Source organism: Lentzea atacamensis, assembly GCF_003269295.1.
Taxonomy (GTDB): Bacteria; Actinomycetota; Actinomycetes; order Mycobacteriales; family Pseudonocardiaceae; genus Lentzea; species Lentzea atacamensis.
On record NZ_QLTT01000003.1, the window covers coordinates 668,124 to 683,240 of the forward strand.

Below are 15,117 nucleotides of genomic sequence, written 5' to 3' on the forward strand. Positions count from 1 at the left end.
GGCGGAGACGGTGGTGAAATGGCTGAGGCCAGGAGTTCGTCGATCCGGGAGCGGGTGCTCGACGCTGTCACGGACGGGACGCTCAAGGAGCTCGATCTCGACAAACTCCTGACGTTCCTGCTCGAGCGCTCCCGTGAGCTGTTCATGGTCGACACCGTCACCGTCCTGCTGCTGGATCGCAGCGGCACGCAGCTGGTGGCGAAGGCCACCTCGGGCCTCGAGGAGGAGGTCTTCCAGGGAGTCCGCGTGCCGGTCGGCAAGGGCTTCGCGGGCCGCGTGGCCCAGTCCCGGGCACCACTGCAGATCGAGCACGTCGACGAGTCCACAGTGGTCAACCCGCTGCTGTGGGAGCACGGTCTGCAGGTGCTGCTCGGCGTGCCGATGATCGCCGAGGGTGAGCTGACAGGGGTGGTCCACGTCGGCAGCACCACGTCCCGCCGGTTCACCGGCGAGGAGATCGAGGCGCTGCAGCTCGTGGCCGATCGTCTCGCCATCGCGGTAACCATGGACCGGACGCGGTCCGAACGCGCCGCGGCCACGATGCTGCAGGAGAGCCTGCTCCCCGCACGCCTGCCGAGCAGAGAGGGCTGGGAGCTGGCGGCCCGTTACGTCGCGGGCGCGGAAAGCGGTGTCGGTGGCGACTGGTACGACGTGTTCGAGCTGCCCGGTGAGCGCATGGGCGTGGTGATCGGCGACGTCGTCGGCAACGGACTGCGTGCCGCGGTCGTCATGGGACGGTTGAGGAGCGCGTTGCGCGCCTATGCGCTGGACTATCCCGATCCGGCCGAGGTCCTGGGCAAGCTCGACCGGAAGGCCAGCCACTTCGAGCACGAGACCATGGCCACCGTCGCCTACGCGGTCATCGACACGGGGGCCCACCGGATGAGTCTCGCCGTGGCCGGGCACCTGCCTCCGGTCGTGGCGCTGCCGGGAGGTGAAGCCCGGTTCGCCGACGTCCGCGTCGATCCGCCCATCGGTTTCGATCTCAGCAGCACCGGCCGCCGAAGCACGACCGTCGAACTGCCGCCGGGTGCGCTGGTCGTCCTCTACACCGACGGGCTCGTGGAACGCCGGGGGCAGGACCTCGACGCCGGTCTCGAGCGGCTGCGTGGCGTCGTCACCCCGACGGGCGCGGAGGCGGTCTGCATCCAGGTCATGGCCGCGATGGTCGGCGACCGGCCGGCGACTGATGACATCGCGTTGGTGGCGATCTGCCACAACGAGAATGCTGAGCAACGCGTTGCGGAGCCACATGACCAGGCGTGACTTCACAAATGGGCGGCGGTGCTGCCACCAAGCGGAAGCGCGGGCAGGCCGAGCTTGCGGTGATCCCACGACCGGGTCCTGGTGACGTCGACCCGCACAGCGACACGTTTGGCGAGCATGAGCTCCACCATCGGCCGGGCTTCCTCGGTGTAGGGCCCGGTGTAGCGCTCCCACACGCTCACGCCGACCGCCCACAGCGCGTCGGGGTCGTCGACGATCGTGGCGTGTCCTTCCAGTGCGACGCCGCGCAACGTGTCGTAGGTGTGACCGGTCTCGATCATCACGGTGACTCTGTCGTCACGGCGCAGGTTCACGGCCTTCTGCGACTTGGCCTTGGTCTCGAACCACAGCACGCCGTCGATCACCGCGTACCACATCGCGACGAGATGGGGCTGTCCGGAAGGGGCGATCGTGGCGAGGGTGGCGACCCGCTGTTCGGTGAGGAACTGGGCGATCTCGTCGGTGGACATCACGATCTGCCCGCGCTGGTTCACTCCCATGTGAGCCCCTCTTTTGCCACAATATGAGACTTAGTCCAGAATGAGACTATGTCTCATAGTGAAGCGGACGGTCTCGCTGTTCGCAAGAGACGGGCGACCTACGCGCGCATCGCCGCTTCGGCGGCGCGGCTCGCCGGCGAGCAAGGGGTCGGCAACACCACGGTCGACCAGATCGCGCAGGACGCCGAAGTCGCGCGGGCGACGTTCTTCCGCTACTTCGACTCGAAGGAAAGCGCTGTCGCGGAAGGGGTTGCCGGTCCCTGGCTCACCCTGGTGACCGAGGCGATCGCCCGTCAGCCCGGTCACCTGCCCGCGAAGGAGGCGCTGGTGGCCGCCTTCACCGAGCTCGCGGACCAGTTCCCCGCGCACGCGGGTCAGATCCGGGAACTGGCCGGGCTCACGCGCGGGTCACCCGCACTCGCCGCCTGGACCGCGCGGGCGTACCAGCGCTACGAGCACGCCATCGCCGAACTGCTCGTACCGCGCATTCCCGATGCCACCGAACGCGATCCGCGACCACATCTGCTCGCGGCGCTGGCGATGGCCTCGGTCCGCGTCTCCCTGGACGAGTGGGTTCGTCACGAGGGTGACCTTCCCGCCCTGATCCACCGCGCCCTCGGCTCGATCTCGATCGAGCCGGTGTGACGCTCAGGCGTCGAAACGTGCCCGGATGGCGGCGACCTTCTCCTCGGTGAACACGCCGGTGTCGAGGAGGGGCAGAACGGACAGCGTTCGACGAAGTGCACCTGGAAGCCGGGCCGCGCGGCCCGGGCGAACTGGCCGACCTCGGGGGCCAGGACCACGTCCCGGGACGCAACGTCGCGTCGGTGGCGCACATGTGCATCAACGGCACCCGCGTGCCGAGGCAGGGTAGTACCCGACGGCGGTGCACACGCCGCCGGGAGCCGGGGCGCGGAGGTCACGGCGCAGTCCGGACGCGCTGGAGGTCGCCTCCACCGCGACGTCCCGGACCTGCTCAGCGGCTACTTCGCGGGGCCGAAGGCGTGGTCGAGGACGTCGCGGGCAACCCCGGCGCCGAGCCGATGCCCGTCCTCGGAAGCGAAGCGGTAGTGCACCCCGGCCCAGACCCTGGCCTGCTTCAGCTCGGCCATGGCCTTGGAAAGGCTGCGGTAGTGACGAGTGGTGCCGGAGTCGGCGCTGTGCGCGCTGAAGTACAGGTCGTCGCGTCCGAAGAACGTGCGCAGGGCGGTCGTGGTGGCGGCGGTGAAGCAGGCGTGCCCTGACGGGTACTCCGGCGACGGCGCGGTGGTCCGCAGCGGGGTCCAGGCCGGATCGCCGTCGGTGGCGGGATTGCCGTCGGTGTCGGCGAGCGGGACCGCCGTCACCGGACGCCAGAAGCTCCAGCGCTTCTTCTCCTGGTAGCAGGCGATGAGCGCGTCGGCGGTGGCGGTGTCCACCATCGCGAACAGGCGGGCGGTCTGCAGGGCGCCGAGCCGGTGGGTCGTGGCGAGCTGACGTTTGATCGACCACTCCACCAGCCGTGGGTCGTCCCACCAGATCGCCGCTTCGGTCTGTTCGGGCGTGCGCGTCGTGCTGGTGGCCGAGCCGAGAGCCTTGACCTCGTTCAGGTCGCGCGCGTAGGCGGCGCTGGTCAGGGCCGGCGGTCCAGGGGTGCGGTGGGGCCTGGGGTCGGTGACGAACGGCTTCAGCGTGGCGAACCAGGCGCCGACCTGGAGGAACTCCGGCGGCGTCGGCCGCCACTGGCCAGGCGCGGTGCCCACTGGCCAGGTGGCGTTGGAGAACGCGCCGTCGTTGCGACGGGCGTTGATCATGGCCGTGGACGTCGCCTCGCCGACAGCGATGCCGCCGCGCTCGGAAGGACCGTCGGGGATCGCGGCGAGCGACTCCTCGTACTTCGTGCGCAGGAAGTCGGCCTGGGCGGGGAAGAGCCAGACGAGCGTGCGGTAGGCCGCGGTGGCGACGGCTGCCGGGACCGAGTCGCCCGGCCGGCTGCGGGGCGCGACCAGGTACGGCTCGTACGGGGCGCCGGCGATCGCGTTGACCGCGTCGTACACCGCGGCCTGCGTCATCGCGAAACTGCGGGTGGTGGCGGTCGGCGACTGCCGGGCGACCTCGAAGGCGGCGGTCTGGGCATGGAGGTTCCAGGTGATGACGGCGTTCGGCCGGGGTGCCGCTTGTGCCGCGGCGGCCGTGAACACCATCGGCACGGTCAGAGAAAACACGGTCAGCAGAACTGCTCCGCGCAATTTTCCAGGCTCTCGAATACGACGTGCCATGGAATCCCCCCCAGAGGTGACAGTACCCGCCGAAGTCCCAGTATCCAGCGGCGATGAGGCACGGGCAACGAGCCTTGCTGAGCAAGCATTTACTCCGAACGCCGTTTCCCTGAATTCCACCTCATTCCTTCAGGTACGGCGGCGCCTCACCCCAGCCCCATTTCGGCACGGGTGCCCCGTGAAAGGGCTTGGCGTCCGGTGCGGAGTTCTCCACCGCCAGTCGCGTGCCCCACTCCAGATAGGAGACGAACGCGGCACGGAACTCGGGATCGTCCGGCAGCGCCACCTCGTCCGCCGCATCCATGATCAGGTTCAACCACCGCCGGCGTTGCTCCTCGGGTGATGGCCCGGCCGAGGTGCTTGGCCAGCATGAACTCGTAGCCGCCCCGCTCGGCGGTGTAGGCGGCGGGTCCGCCGAACACCTCACCCAGCCACAGCGCCACGTAGCGGGCATGACCGGGATCCATGCCGGCGAACACCGGCGCGAGCACCGCGTCGTCCGCGACGCGCCGGTAGAACGCCTCGGTCAGCCGCAACAACGCCTCGGCACCACCGGCCCAGGTGCAAAGAGAAGGTGTTGACTGGTCCTTGATCATGATCCCCACTCCAGCATCACGCGGAACGCCCCAGCAAGTACGCACTTTTTGGTGAGGAGCGCCCATGTACCACTGTCCTGTCGAGCTTGCCCTCGACGTCATCGGCGGCAAATGGCGGACGGTCATCCTCGCCCACCTCAAGGAACGCCCGCACCACTACGGCGAGCTGCGCCGCAAGGTGCCCGGCATCAGCGAGAAGATGTTCGTGCAGCGGCTGCGCGAGCTGCAGGACGCGGGCCTGGTGGCGCGGGCCGAGGTGCCTCCGCACGTCGAGTACTCGCTCACCGAGGAGGGCCGGAGCCTGGGGCCGGCTCTTCAGGCCCTCTACGACTGGGGTGTGCTGCGCGCCGCCCGCACCGGTGTGGCGATCGCGCAGGCGTGAACCGCCGTCAGCGGTTCGTAACAACTGATCACCGGCTGGTGCGGCAGGATCGGCGCATGTTCGGAATTCGCGTCACGGCCGGTTTGCTCGTCCTGCTGGCCGCTCTGACCGCGTGTGGCGGTCCGGCCGGCTCACCAGGTCCCACCTCCGGTCCACCGGCCGCGACCTCCACGAGCACCAGCACGTCCCCTAGCGGCACGTCCGCCGGCGCCGCGCCGGAGCAGCTGAAGTTCACCGCCAAGACCGTCGACGGCAAGGACCTCAACGGCGCCGAACTGGCCGGCAAGCCGGTCGTGTTGTGGTTCTGGGCGCCGTGGTGTCCCAAGTGCCAGCGCGAGGCGCCGGGCATGGCGGCGGCGCAGAAGGAGCACGGCGAGAAGGTGACTTTCCTCGGTATCGCCGCGCTCGACCAGGTGCCCGCGATGCAGCAGTTCGTGCAGAAGTACGGCCTGCAGTCGTTCCAGCACGTCGCCGACGTGGACAGCGCGGTGTGGAAGCGGTTCGGTGTGACCGCTCAACCCGCCTACGCGTTCGTCGGCAGCTCCGGCCAGGTCGAGGTCGTGACCAGCCAGCTGTCCGAGCAGGACCTGAAGCAGCGGCTGAGCAAGCTGGCATGACGCAGACGCTGCTGGTGGCCGTGGTGGCCGGCATGGTCGCCACGGTCAACCCGTGCGGGTTCGCGATGCTGCCCGCCTACCTGGCGCTGGTCGTGACCGGTGCGAGCGAACAGTCCCGTGCGCGGTTGCTGACCCGTGCCATGGTGTCCAGCGCGATGATGACGCTCGGGTTCGTCACGGTGTTCGGCCTGTTCGGCCTGGCGTTCTCGGTGGTCGCGTCGTCGGTGCAGCGCTACCTGCCGTTCGTGACCGTGGTGATCGGCCTCGCGCTCGTCGTGCTGGGCGTGCTGATGCTGGCAGGCCGGGAGATCACGCTGCTGCTGCCCAAACCGGCCAGGGGAGCGCCGAACCGGCATGTCGGGTCGATGTTCGGCTACGGCGTGGCGTACGCGATCGCGTCGTTGTCGTGCACGATCGGCCCGTTCCTCGCTGTCGCCGGGTCGACGTTGCGCAGCGGTGATCTGCTGGAGGGCGTCACGGCGTTCCTCGCCTACGCGGTGGGCATGGGTCTGGTGGTGACGGTGCTCGCGATCGCCACCGCGCTGGCCAGCGACGTGGTGACGCGACGGGCTCGCTCGTTGCTGCCGCACGTGTCCCGGCTCGGCGGCGTGCTGCTCGTGCTCGTCGGGTTGTACGTGGCCTATTACGGCGTCTACGAGTTGCGGTTGTTCTTGGGCGACGCCGATGCCGCCGACCCGGTGGTCGACGCGGCGGGACGGCTGCAGGGACTTCTCGTCGACTGGTTCACCGCGATCGGGCCGGTCCCGTTCGTCATCGTGCTCGGCGCGCTGCTGGCCGGTGCTGTCCTGCTGATCCGGCGGCGCAGCAGGACGCGGTGACCCGGCACGGATCAGTTCTGGTGCCAGGGGCGCAGCCGAGGCCACGACCTGGGGACAGCGGCCCGGTAGGAGTCGTACTGGGTGCCGAAATCGCGTCGCAGGACGGGTTCCTCGTGGAAGCGGACCATCACGGCGAAACGCCAGGCTCACGATCGCGGCGTAGGGCAGCAGGATCCACTGTCCGAAGAGGAGCGTCTGCCCCAGGGATCAGCGAGAGCACCGCCAGGTACATCGGATTGCGCACGAGCCGGTAGAGGCCACCGACCACGAGCCGGTCCGGCGGGGCCACGGGTGCGGGAGTGCCGAAGCCCTCGGTGACGAACCGGGCGAACGCGGAGATCAGCACCGCGAGTGCGAGCACCAGCACGGCCACGCCGAGAATCCGCAACGGCAGCCAGAACGGCTCCATCCGCCAGTGGGTGAGCAGCCAGGGGATCACCCCCGCGACGCCACCCGGCGCAGGCGCGAAGAGCCCGGCGGAACCACACGCGGTAGCGTCTGTTCCCGTTCCGGCACCGATTCTCACCCGGATGGACTACCGGCTGCCGCGTTGATGCTCACTCACCGCTTGTACGGTGACCTTCACCGGGTACACGGAGGTCACGGCGGCGCCGATTGCGATCAGCGGCCAGGACGAGAGCGTGGCGCCCGTGGCCAAGAGCACGAGGCCGGTCACGTAGGTCGTCAGCAGGCCCAGGATGAACAGCGCGGTGCCGGACAGCCGCATGTGCCACGACGGCGTGTTCAGCTTCGTCACGAACGCGGGATCGTCTTCCGCGAGGTGTTGTTCTATCGCGCTCAGCTCTCGCTTCTCGTGCTCGGTGAGTCCCACGTAGCCTCCTCGAGTACCGGCCCGCGTACGCCACCCGTCCTGGCGCAGCGTGCGCTCCTACCATCTCCCAGCCTCATCCTCGGCGGGGCAGATGTCCAGTGGGTCGTCAAGCCGCTCGCCGCCACCCGTCGCGAGCGAAAGTCCCTGGCGGTGTCCCCGCTCACCGTCCACACGTGACACCAGATCGGGCGTTACCGCCGGGCCGTCGCCGCGATGAGGGTTGAGGAGATGTGCGCGCCGGTACTCCGCCTGGCTGGGACACCTCGTGCAGACCGGCAACGCCTGTCAAGCCGTGCTCATCCTGTTCCGCGACGACAACGACCGTTCCGGTGAAGCGGCCACTTTGGACAGTCTGGGCAACCTCGCCCGGCACGCCGGCGACCACCGCGGGGCTCGCGCGCACTACCGGCAGGCCTCGACCTCTGCAGCGACCTCGGTGAGATCTACTGGAGAGCCGACATCCTCGACCACCTCGGTCAGACGCGCGCCCTCGCCGACGAGCCGCAGGCCCGCGCCGCGTGGCATCGCGCACCGCGAGGGCTAAATCTTTAGCTCGCACAAAACGACAGAAAGCCTTCCCGCCAAAGGGTTTCGAAACATCTCGGCAACCTTACGGAGTCGCCTCGGCACTGCTAGTGTCGATAACGGTTCGGCCACGGTCGACGTGGGTCCCGCCGCATCCGGGCTGACCGTCGTAACCGCACCGCCGGCCTGCTCGGCGAGTGGGCCGGCACCGACGGCGGCCTTCATCACGATCACCATTTGCGTTCACCGGTCGCATCGCGCTGCCTGGCTGCCGTGCCAACCTCAATGACGAGGAGTACCGCATATGGGTGAAGCCAATTTTCGGCGGTCGAGCCGCGAACGCGGCCGTGTCGCACTGCTCCTCCGCGGTGTCTGCGCCGCGCTGGTCATGGCGTTGACGCCCGGCGTCGCCGGCGCTGATGTGGGTATCACCGCCACGTGCTCGAGCCAGACCGGCAACAACGGCGGCTACTACTACTCGTTCTGGACCGATGGTGGCGGCAGGGTCTGCATGGAGTTCGGCTCCGGCGGCAACTACAGCACCTCGTGGAGCAATGTCGGCAACTTCGTCGGTGGCAAGGGCTGGAGCAACGGTTCGCGGCGAACCGTGAACTATTCCGGCAGCTTCAACCCGTCAGGCAATGCGTATCTGACCCTGTACGGATGGACGTCGAACCCGCTCGTCGAGTACTACATCGTCGACAACTGGGGTACCTATCGGCCCACCGGCACCTACAAGGGCACGGTCACCAGTGACGGTGGCACGTACGACATTTACCAGACGATGCGCTACAACGCGCCCTCCGTCGAAGGCAACAAGACCTTCCCGCAGTTCTGGAGCGTCCGGCAGCAGAAGCGGACCGGCGGATCCATCACCACCGGCAACCACTTCGACGCGTGGAACCGCGCCGGCATGCGGCTGGGCAACTTCAGCTACTACATGATCATGGCGACCGAGGGATACCGGAGCAGTGGCAACTCCAACATCACGGTGAGGTGACCAACCCCCGGTTCCGGACCGGCTGCGCCACGCCGGCGCACGGCGCAGCCGGTCCACCTTCGCGCGTGAGTCCACAAAGGACTGTCAAGGGCTCGGTACCGCGGCCGCGGACGGCTTGACGTGGGCCTGGCGCGTCCCGGCGCCATCGCGACCGGCTGCTTCGCCGGTACCACGACCAAGATCAACCCGGCGCCGCCGTCCTTCCCGCCACCATCGCGCGAAGGACGCTCGACGACTACGCCGGCGACGCGCAGTGTCCTGTCCGAGCCGGGTTCAACCGCGCGATGACGTGGGCCGCGCGCCTGCTTCCTCGCACCGCTGTCGCCCGAGCCGTCGGTGCGCTGAACCGGCGGCTGCGCCTGCACGAGGTGGTCGACCTCGTCTGAGGGGCGTCACTGCGCGGTCGGCACCGGGTGACCTTCCGACGCCTGCACGACGACGATGCCCTGACCCGAGAGCGCGAGCTGGTACGCCTCGCCCGAGCCGCGCCCGATGACAGCGCCGAGCTTGGCCGTCTTGCGGATCGACGACTGCAGCGAGGTGGACCAGAGAACAGCGGACTGCATGTCGACGTACGTCGGCACGTCCACGTTCAGCACGACCGGCGTCCCGTACGCGGTCACGGCCAGCGCGCCGGTTCCCGTGAACGTGGTGTTGAACAGGCCGCCGCTGAGCATCGACGCACCTTCGGTGCGGTTGATGTCCCACTTGAGCGTGCTGTCGAAGGCGAGCACGTTCTTGCCGTTCACGGTGACGGCCTCATCCTCCAGGTACAGCACGAAGATCTCGTCGGCGTCCTGGGCGAGGAACACGTCGCCGCTGCCCGACACCTTCATCAGTGACATGCCTTCACCGGTGAAGGCCTTCTTGAACAGCTTGCCGAGGCCGCCGGCGCCTTCGTAGGCGAAGTCGACGTCACCCTGGTAGGCGACCATCGATCCCTGCTTGGCGAAGAAGAAGCCGCCGCTGCCGGTGAGATCCACCTTGAGCATGCGCTCGTTCTGCAGCTGGAAGCTTCCCGGCTCGACGGACCGTTCTTCGTGGTTGAACAGTGAGCTGCGCATGCCCAGATGATGCAGGTGATCACGAGCCGGTGCATCGCCGGGGCTGTGCCAGTCGTCCTGATCGAACCCTGACCCGGCAGATCAGGCGGAGGTCAGGGGGAAACCCTGATGGCAGATCGCCCGAATGCGGGCAGGCTGGAGTCGTCAGGGGAAATCCGCAGTTCGAGGAGAGCAATGAGCGAATCCAGGCCTGAGTCCGCCCGTACCGCTGTCGACTCGGTGGTCGACGCCGTTCGCGGGCTGGTCAGCGAGGGCATGAACCGTCGCGTGGTCGTGCGTGACAGCAAGGACGACGTGGTGCTGGAGGTGCCGGTGGCTCTCGGGCTGGTGGCGGCGCTGGCCGCTCCGGTGGCCACGACGATCGGCGCGGGTGTCGCGCTGGCCGGCAAGTGTGGAATCACGCTGGAGGACCGCCGGCAGCCCGGTAGCGAGCCCGCGACGACGGTCGAGGCCGAGCGGGTGTAGCCGCGGCAGGGGGTGTCGCGCAGGGGATGCGGCAGGCTGGTGCCGTCGCCAGTGGTGGCGACGGCACCAGCCTGGGCGCGGCAGATGTGAACTGCTCGATCGGTGGCGGAGGACGAGCCTGCGGGTGCCCGCGTCGCCCGACTCCTGTGTGGACGCTCCGACCGCGCTGCATCTCGCGGCACGGTTGCCGGACTCGCGTCGCGCTGAAGCTCTACCTGCCCGCGTGGCCGACGTCCTCGAGCAGCGCACGAACCTGAGTGAATTTCACGTCGGCATTCCTTGTGTGCCAACGGATTCGCTACCGACGAGTAACTCGGCGGCCGTCACGTGATGAACCGCACCAGGCACGCCTGCCCCCGTCCGGCTCGGGTACTTTCTCGCTTGGTTCCATCCACATGCTGAGAAGAGACGACCCGTTGACCGAGCACGCCCTGCGCCCGATTCCCGTCCTGGAAGCCGTAGCGGGCTGCGTGCCACCCAGGGTGGTGTCGAACGACGACCTGCCGTCCCACTGGGAGACCAGCGACACCTGGGTGCGCAGGCGCACCGGGATCGGCACCCGGCACTGGGCCGACGAGGGCACGTCGACGGGCGACCTGGCGCTGACCGCGGCCGAAGCCGTGCTGGCCAAGTGCGCGACCAGGTCGGTGGACCTGGTGCTCGTGGCGACGTCCACGCCGGACCACCCGATTCCGGCGATGGCACCCGCGCTGGCCGCGAAGCTGGGGCTGGCCGGAGTCGCGGCGTTCGACGTCGCGGCGGTGTGCACGGGTTTCGTGTACGGGCTGGCCACCGCGAGCGGAATGATCGCGTCGGGAGTCGCCCGGCGGGTGCTGCTGGTCGCGGCCGACGTCTACTCGACGCTGATCGGCCCGGACGACCGCGGCGCCGGTGTCGTGTTCGGCGACGGGGCCGGTGCGGTGGTCGTGCGCGCGGGTGAGCGGGGCGAGCCGGGCGAGATCCTCGGCTTCGACCTGGGCAGTGACGGCGATGGCCACGACCTCATCACCGTGCCGGGCGGCGGTGCGCGGGACCGGGCGGAGCCGGGCCGGTACGGAGAGCTGGACCGTCATTTCCGCATGAGCGGGCGCGAGGTCTACCAGCACGCCGTCACCCGGATGACCGAGTCTTCGCTGGCTGTGCTGAAAACCGCGGGCTGGGCGACGACGGACGTCGATCGCGTGGTCGCACATCAGGCCAACGCCCGGATTCTCTCGCTGGTAGGCAGCCGACTGTCCATTCCGGACGAGAGGATCCTCGGCAACATCGAAAGGGTCGGCAACACCGGTGCCGCGTCCATCCCGCTCGCACTCGCCGACGCGGTGGCACGCCGGGAGATCCACGCGGGGGAGAGGGTGCTGCTGACCGCGTTCGGTGGCGGTCTCACCTGGGGATCCGCCGTGCTGGTGTGGCCGGAAGTCGCATAGCGGCATCCAGGTAGTTCGTCACTCTCTTGACGGTCGACAAGATTGTGCCTAACTTCTTGGTGATGAAGACCGTCCGACGACTGTTCGCCGCCACGATGGTCACGGTGCTGGCCGTGCTGGGCCTGATGCCCGCCGCAGCACAAGCCGCACCGGCGACCCGGTACGACGGAGTCCTGCCGAACGGCGCGACCTGGATCGCGGACGTGCCGGCGAACTGGAACGGCACGCTGCTGCTCTACAGCCACGGCTACAACCCGACGCCGATCAACCCGCCGGTCAACAGCCCCGACCCGGCCGTCGCGGAGGCTCTGCTCGCCCGTGGCTACGCGCTGGCCGGCTCCTCGTACTCCCGCCCGGGATGGGTCGCCGACACCGCCGCGCAGGACGGGCTCGACACGCTTCAGGCGGTCACCGAGATCATCGGCCGGCCACGCCGCGCCATCGCGCTCGGTACGTCTTTCGGCGGCATGGTCACCGGACAGCTCGCGGAACGAGGAGGTCGGCGGCTGGACGGCGCCGTCGCCACCTGCGGTCTGATGGGTGGCGGGATCGACCTGCACAACTACCAGCTGGACGGGTCGCACGCGATCGCGCAGCTGCTCCTCGCGGGGCAGCAGGTCAAGCTCGTCGAGTTCACCGGCCCCGCCGAGGCCGCCGCCACGGCGGAGCGGATGATCGCCGCCCTGGACCAGGCGCAGGCCAGCCCGGCCGGTCGCGCCCGGACCGCCCTGATCGCGGCCCTGTACCAGGAGCCGGCCTGGGTTCCGGGGCAGCCGAAACCCGCACCGGGCGACATCGACGCGCAGGTGGTGGGCCAGTATCAGAACCTGCGCGCGATCCTGCCGTTCATCCTGCTCGGCCGTGCTGACATGGAGCGGAGTGCGGGCGGCAACCCGACGTCGAACAAGGGCGTGGACTACTGGCGGCAACTCGCCGAGTCCGAACGCCTTCCCCAGGTGGCACAGCTCTACCGGCGCGCCGGTGCGGATCTGCGGGCCGACCTGAACCTGCTGACGCGTACGGCGAATGTGACCGCCGACCCCGCGGCGCACCGCTGGATGACCCGAACCTCCACGCTGAGCGGACGGTTGGACATGCCGGTGCTCACGATGCACACCACCGACGACGGTCTCGTCCCGGTGCAGCACGTGGAGGAGTACGCCGACGACGTCCGCGCCAGTGGTTCCGCCGCACTGCTTCGGCAGGCGTACACGGATCATGCGGGGCACTGCGCCTTCACGACCGCCGAACTGGTCGCGGCGGTGGTCACCGTGGACAAGCGCATCGAGACCGGGCGCTGGGACGGACTGGCCGATCCGCGCCGGATGCAGGCCCTCGCCGGCTCGCTCGGGCTCGGCCCGGCCGCCTTCGTCGGGTTCCGCCCACCGGAGTTCCTCGGCGACCGCTAGACCGTTTGTGTCCCTCCGATCGGCTCTGCCCGCCACCGGTCAACCCTGGGACCGTGCTGAGGCATGGGTAAACGAAGAGTCCTGGTCTTCACCATCGCCCTGGCGACGTTCGCCACCCCGTCGGTCGCGGCACCTGCCGAGACCGGTACAGCCGCCTACGCCGTGAGCGGCGTGCGCACTGTCGAGCAACGCAGCCAGATCGCCCGCATCGGTGCTGCCATCGATGAAGTCGAGGAGCACGGAACAGTCGTGGTCACCGCGACCAAGGCCGAGATCCGTGCGATGAGAGCACAGGGGTTCAGCGTCGAGGAGGTGCCCAAGCGCACCGAGGAAGGCGCTGCGGCCGGACCGTTCGACTTCCCCGCCAGGGACGCGAACTACCACAACTACGCGGAGATGACTGCTGAGATCGACCAGGCGGTCGCCCGGTACCCGAGCTTGATCACCAAGCGGGTCATCGGGCGGTCGTACCAGAACCGCGAGATCGTCGCGCTCAAGATCAGTGACAACGTCGGCGTCGACGAGAACGAGCCCGAGGTGTTGTTCACCGCGCACCAGCACGCGCGGGAGCACCTGACCGTCGAAATGGCGCTGTACCTGGTGAAGCTGTTCACCGAGCAGGCCGAGCCGCGGGTGAAGGCGCTGGTCGACTCGCGGGAGATCTGGATCGTGCCGGACGTCAACCCTGATGGCGGCGAGTACGACATCGCGACCGGCAGCTACCGGAGCTGGCGCAAGAACCGGCAGCCCAACGCCGGTTCCACGGCCATCGGCACGGACCTCAACCGCAACTGGTCCTTCAAGTGGGGCTGCTGCGGCGGTTCGTCCGGAAGCCCGAGCAGCGACACCTACCGCGGCGCGCGGGCCGAGTCAGCGCCGGAGGTGAAGGTCGTCGCGGACTTCGTGCGCAGCCGTGTCGTCGACGGCAAGCAGCAGATCAAGGCGTCGATCGACTTCCACACCTACAGCGAGCTCGTGATGTGGCCGTTCGGCTGGACCTACGACGACGTCGCGCCCGGCATGACGAAGGACCAGCGGGACACGTTCGCCACGATCGGGCAGTCCATGGCCGCTACCAACGGGTACACGCCCCAGCAGGCCAGCGATCTCTACATCACGGACGGCTCGATCCGGGACTGGCTGTGGGGTTCGCAGGGCGTGTTCTCCTACACGTTCGAGATGTATCCGGGCTCTTCCGGCAGCGGCGGCGGTTTCTACCCGCCGGACGAGGTGATTCCGGCGCAGACGGCCCGCAACAAGGAAGCGGTGCTGCAACTGCTCGACCGCGCAGACTGCCCGTACGAGGCCATCGGCAAGGAGGCGCAGTACTGCTGACGTACGGCGCGAGCGTCTGTCCGTTCAACGGATGCTCGCGCCGACCCGTTGCCGCCTAGACCGCGGCCCAGCCGTTGTCCACGGGCAGCACGACACCGTTGATGTTGGCGGCGGCGTCGGAGGCGAGGAAGACGATGGCGGCGGCCTGCTCGTCGGCCTCGGCGAGGCGTCCGACGTTGCCCATGTACCGGGCGAGCACCTGAGGGCCGTGCCCGGCGGGGTCGGCGTTCACGGTGATCCCGGTCTTGGTGCCGCCGGGCGCGATGGCGTTGGCGCGGATTCCGGAGTCGCGGTACATGGCCGCCACCGAGCGGCGGTGTGGCTGGAGGCGGATCGCCAGGCAGAACCGGTCTTCGCCGAGGCACTCGCCCGGCGCAGCGGACTGGCCGCTCCCGACCTGGCCGTGGTCGTGCAGGCGGCGATGATCAACGCCGCTCTGCGGGCGGCGGTGGAGCACCACGCGTTCCATGCCGATCCTGCCGCCGACGACGCGGCGGATGGTGCGGAGGCGGGGGTCAGCGAGGCGTTGCTGCTCGCGGCGCGCGTGTTCTCCGGCTGACGTTCTGTTCCGGCGAGTCTTGTGTCCACATTGGACTGAGCCG

19 protein-coding genes and 1 pseudogene are annotated in these 15,117 nt (G+C 68.9%); 12 read left to right on the forward strand and 8 right to left on the reverse strand.

Translation table 11 applies throughout. The features are described from left to right. The first annotated feature begins 18 nt into the window (after nucleotides 1-18). Nucleotides 19-1,266 carry a PP2C family protein-serine/threonine phosphatase gene (locus C8D87_RS17435; protein WP_112227448.1) on the forward strand — a complete coding sequence of 416 codons (1,248 nt, stop codon included), beginning with the start codon at nucleotides 19-21 and terminating at the stop codon, nucleotides 1,264-1,266. Nucleotides 1,267-1,268: 2 nt separating this feature from the next. On the opposite strand, the gene C8D87_RS17440 is transcribed toward C8D87_RS17435, so the two are convergent. Next, on the reverse strand, nucleotides 1,269-1,766 hold the full coding sequence (locus C8D87_RS17440; RefSeq protein WP_112227449.1) for a pyridoxamine 5'-phosphate oxidase family protein: 498 nt from the start codon (nucleotides 1,764-1,766) through the stop codon (nucleotides 1,269-1,271). A 48-nt stretch (nucleotides 1,767-1,814) separates the two neighbouring features. On the opposite strand from C8D87_RS17440, the gene C8D87_RS17445 reads away from it, so the two are divergent. Then, entirely contained in the window at nucleotides 1,815-2,411 is a 597-nt protein-coding gene (locus tag C8D87_RS17445; protein ID WP_112227450.1) for a TetR family transcriptional regulator, read from the forward strand. Nucleotides 2,412-2,749: 338 nt separating this feature from the next. Here the strand turns inward: C8D87_RS17445 and C8D87_RS17460 are convergent, their stop codons facing one another. From C8D87_RS17460 to C8D87_RS48890, 3 genes and pseudogenes are all read right to left on the reverse strand, one after another. Further along, on the reverse strand, nucleotides 2,750-3,994 hold the full coding sequence (locus tag C8D87_RS17460; protein WP_215732350.1) for a vanadium-dependent haloperoxidase: 1,245 nt from the start codon (nucleotides 3,992-3,994) through the stop codon (nucleotides 2,750-2,752). Nucleotides 3,995-4,145: 151 nt separating this feature from the next. Then, the gene (locus tag C8D87_RS47710; RefSeq protein WP_233442195.1) at nucleotides 4,146-4,328 is read right to left on the reverse strand and encodes a globin family protein; all 183 of its coding nucleotides are present in this window, start codon (nucleotides 4,326-4,328) and stop codon (nucleotides 4,146-4,148) included. Nucleotides 4,329-4,410: 82 nt separating this feature from the next. Continuing rightward, nucleotides 4,411-4,746: pseudogene (locus tag C8D87_RS48890) on the reverse strand (globin domain-containing protein); the annotation flags it as partial. Between C8D87_RS48890 and C8D87_RS17470 the strand changes: the two are divergent. From C8D87_RS17470 to C8D87_RS17480, 3 genes are read left to right on the forward strand one after another with little or no spacing between them, the layout of a single operon-like run. Beyond that, complete coding sequence (locus C8D87_RS17470) at nucleotides 4,685-5,002, forward strand: winged helix-turn-helix transcriptional regulator (protein ID WP_112227452.1); 318 nt, start codon at nucleotides 4,685-4,687, stop codon at nucleotides 5,000-5,002. The pseudogene C8D87_RS48890 and the gene C8D87_RS17470 overlap by 62 nt on opposite strands. 56 nt (nucleotides 5,003-5,058) lie before the next feature. Continuing rightward, the gene (locus C8D87_RS17475; protein WP_112227453.1) at nucleotides 5,059-5,619 is read left to right on the forward strand and encodes a redoxin domain-containing protein; all 561 of its coding nucleotides are present in this window, start codon (nucleotides 5,059-5,061) and stop codon (nucleotides 5,617-5,619) included. Further along, nucleotides 5,616-6,458, forward strand: a complete 843-nt coding sequence (locus C8D87_RS17480; protein WP_112227454.1) for a cytochrome c biogenesis CcdA family protein — start codon at nucleotides 5,616-5,618, stop codon at nucleotides 6,456-6,458. The genes C8D87_RS17475 and C8D87_RS17480 overlap by 4 nt, the downstream gene beginning before the upstream one ends. Nucleotides 6,459-6,585: 127 nt before the next feature. Here C8D87_RS17480 and C8D87_RS17485 read toward each other — a convergent pair whose 3' ends face one another. Further along, complete coding sequence (locus C8D87_RS17485) at nucleotides 6,586-6,897, reverse strand: methyltransferase (RefSeq protein ID WP_215732351.1); 312 nt, start codon at nucleotides 6,895-6,897, stop codon at nucleotides 6,586-6,588. Between the two features lie 96 nt (nucleotides 6,898-6,993). Then, nucleotides 6,994-7,290, reverse strand: coding sequence for a DUF3040 domain-containing protein (locus C8D87_RS17490; RefSeq protein ID WP_170166461.1), 297 nt, complete (start codon nucleotides 7,288-7,290; stop codon nucleotides 6,994-6,996). 265 nt (nucleotides 7,291-7,555) lie between these two features. Here C8D87_RS17490 and C8D87_RS45130 point away from each other — a divergent pair, with 265 nt between their 5' ends. Together C8D87_RS45130 and C8D87_RS17495 are read left to right on the forward strand one after the other, a co-directional pair. After that, entirely contained in the window at nucleotides 7,556-7,834 is a 279-nt protein-coding gene (locus tag C8D87_RS45130) for a hypothetical protein (protein ID WP_215732352.1), read from the forward strand. Nucleotides 7,835-8,119: 285 nt separating this feature from the next. After that, nucleotides 8,120-8,815 (forward strand): glycoside hydrolase family 11 protein, encoded by a 696-nt coding sequence (locus C8D87_RS17495; protein WP_112227456.1) that lies wholly within the window; start codon nucleotides 8,120-8,122, stop codon nucleotides 8,813-8,815. Nucleotides 8,816-9,207: 392 nt separating this feature from the next. On the opposite strand, the gene C8D87_RS17500 is transcribed toward C8D87_RS17495, so the two are convergent. Then, nucleotides 9,208-9,879: an AIM24 family protein gene (locus C8D87_RS17500; protein WP_112227457.1), complete on the reverse strand. Its 672-nt coding sequence runs from the start codon at nucleotides 9,877-9,879 to the stop codon at nucleotides 9,208-9,210. A gap of 174 nt (nucleotides 9,880-10,053) precedes the next feature. Here C8D87_RS17500 and C8D87_RS17505 point away from each other — a divergent pair, with 174 nt between their 5' ends. The 4 genes from C8D87_RS17505 (at nucleotide 10,054) to C8D87_RS17520 (ending at nucleotide 14,515) form a co-directional block, all read left to right on the forward strand. After that, nucleotides 10,054-10,344 carry a DUF4342 domain-containing protein gene (locus tag C8D87_RS17505; RefSeq protein WP_112227458.1) on the forward strand — a complete coding sequence of 97 codons (291 nt, stop codon included), beginning with the start codon at nucleotides 10,054-10,056 and terminating at the stop codon, nucleotides 10,342-10,344. 395 nt (nucleotides 10,345-10,739) lie between these two features. Further along, the gene (locus tag C8D87_RS17510; RefSeq protein WP_112227459.1) at nucleotides 10,740-11,771 is read left to right on the forward strand and encodes a beta-ketoacyl-ACP synthase III; all 1,032 of its coding nucleotides are present in this window, start codon (nucleotides 10,740-10,742) and stop codon (nucleotides 11,769-11,771) included. A 62-nt stretch (nucleotides 11,772-11,833) separates the two neighbouring features. Then, nucleotides 11,834-13,180, forward strand: a complete 1,347-nt coding sequence (locus tag C8D87_RS17515) for an alpha/beta fold hydrolase (RefSeq protein WP_233442147.1) — start codon at nucleotides 11,834-11,836, stop codon at nucleotides 13,178-13,180. 63 nt (nucleotides 13,181-13,243) lie between these two features. Next, nucleotides 13,244-14,515 (forward strand): M14 family metallopeptidase, encoded by a 1,272-nt coding sequence (locus C8D87_RS17520; protein ID WP_112227460.1) that lies wholly within the window; start codon nucleotides 13,244-13,246, stop codon nucleotides 14,513-14,515. A gap of 55 nt (nucleotides 14,516-14,570) precedes the next feature. On the opposite strand, the gene C8D87_RS47720 is transcribed toward C8D87_RS17520, so the two are convergent. Beyond that, nucleotides 14,571-14,822 (reverse strand): SDR family oxidoreductase, encoded by a 252-nt coding sequence (locus tag C8D87_RS47720; RefSeq protein WP_267899867.1) that lies wholly within the window; start codon nucleotides 14,820-14,822, stop codon nucleotides 14,571-14,573. A gap of 9 nt (nucleotides 14,823-14,831) precedes the next feature. Here C8D87_RS47720 and C8D87_RS47725 point away from each other — a divergent pair, with 9 nt between their 5' ends. After that, nucleotides 14,832-15,074 carry a hypothetical protein gene (locus C8D87_RS47725; RefSeq protein WP_112227461.1) on the forward strand — a complete coding sequence of 81 codons (243 nt, stop codon included), beginning with the start codon at nucleotides 14,832-14,834 and terminating at the stop codon, nucleotides 15,072-15,074. Nucleotides 15,075-15,117 lie beyond the last annotated feature (43 nt).

Coding starts and splice junctions, on each gene's coding strand:
- C8D87_RS17520 (WP_112227460.1), top strand. CDS start 13,244: ATGGGTAAACGAAGAGTCCTGGTCTTCACCATCGCCCTGGCGACGTTC.
- C8D87_RS17510 (WP_112227459.1), top strand. CDS start 10,740: ATGCTGAGAAGAGACGACCCGTTGACCGAGCACGCCCTGCGCCCGATT.
- C8D87_RS17515 (WP_233442147.1), top strand. CDS start 11,834: ATGAAGACCGTCCGACGACTGTTCGCCGCCACGATGGTCACGGTGCTG.
- C8D87_RS17470 (WP_112227452.1), top strand. CDS start 4,685: ATGTACCACTGTCCTGTCGAGCTTGCCCTCGACGTCATCGGCGGCAAA.
- C8D87_RS17440 (WP_112227449.1), bottom strand. CDS start 1,766: ATGGGAGTGAACCAGCGCGGGCAGATCGTGATGTCCACCGACGAGATC.
- C8D87_RS17505 (WP_112227458.1), top strand. CDS start 10,054: ATGAGCGAATCCAGGCCTGAGTCCGCCCGTACCGCTGTCGACTCGGTG.
- C8D87_RS17475 (WP_112227453.1), top strand. CDS start 5,059: ATGTTCGGAATTCGCGTCACGGCCGGTTTGCTCGTCCTGCTGGCCGCT.
- C8D87_RS17495 (WP_112227456.1), top strand. CDS start 8,120: ATGGGTGAAGCCAATTTTCGGCGGTCGAGCCGCGAACGCGGCCGTGTC.
- C8D87_RS17435 (WP_112227448.1), top strand. CDS start 19: ATGGCTGAGGCCAGGAGTTCGTCGATCCGGGAGCGGGTGCTCGACGCT.
- C8D87_RS17480 (WP_112227454.1), top strand. CDS start 5,616: ATGACGCAGACGCTGCTGGTGGCCGTGGTGGCCGGCATGGTCGCCACG.
- C8D87_RS17500 (WP_112227457.1), bottom strand. CDS start 9,879: ATGCGCAGCTCACTGTTCAACCACGAAGAACGGTCCGTCGAGCCGGGA.
- C8D87_RS17445 (WP_112227450.1), top strand. CDS start 1,815: ATGTCTCATAGTGAAGCGGACGGTCTCGCTGTTCGCAAGAGACGGGCG.
- C8D87_RS47710 (WP_233442195.1), bottom strand. CDS start 4,328: ATGGATGCGGCGGACGAGGTGGCGCTGCCGGACGATCCCGAGTTCCGT.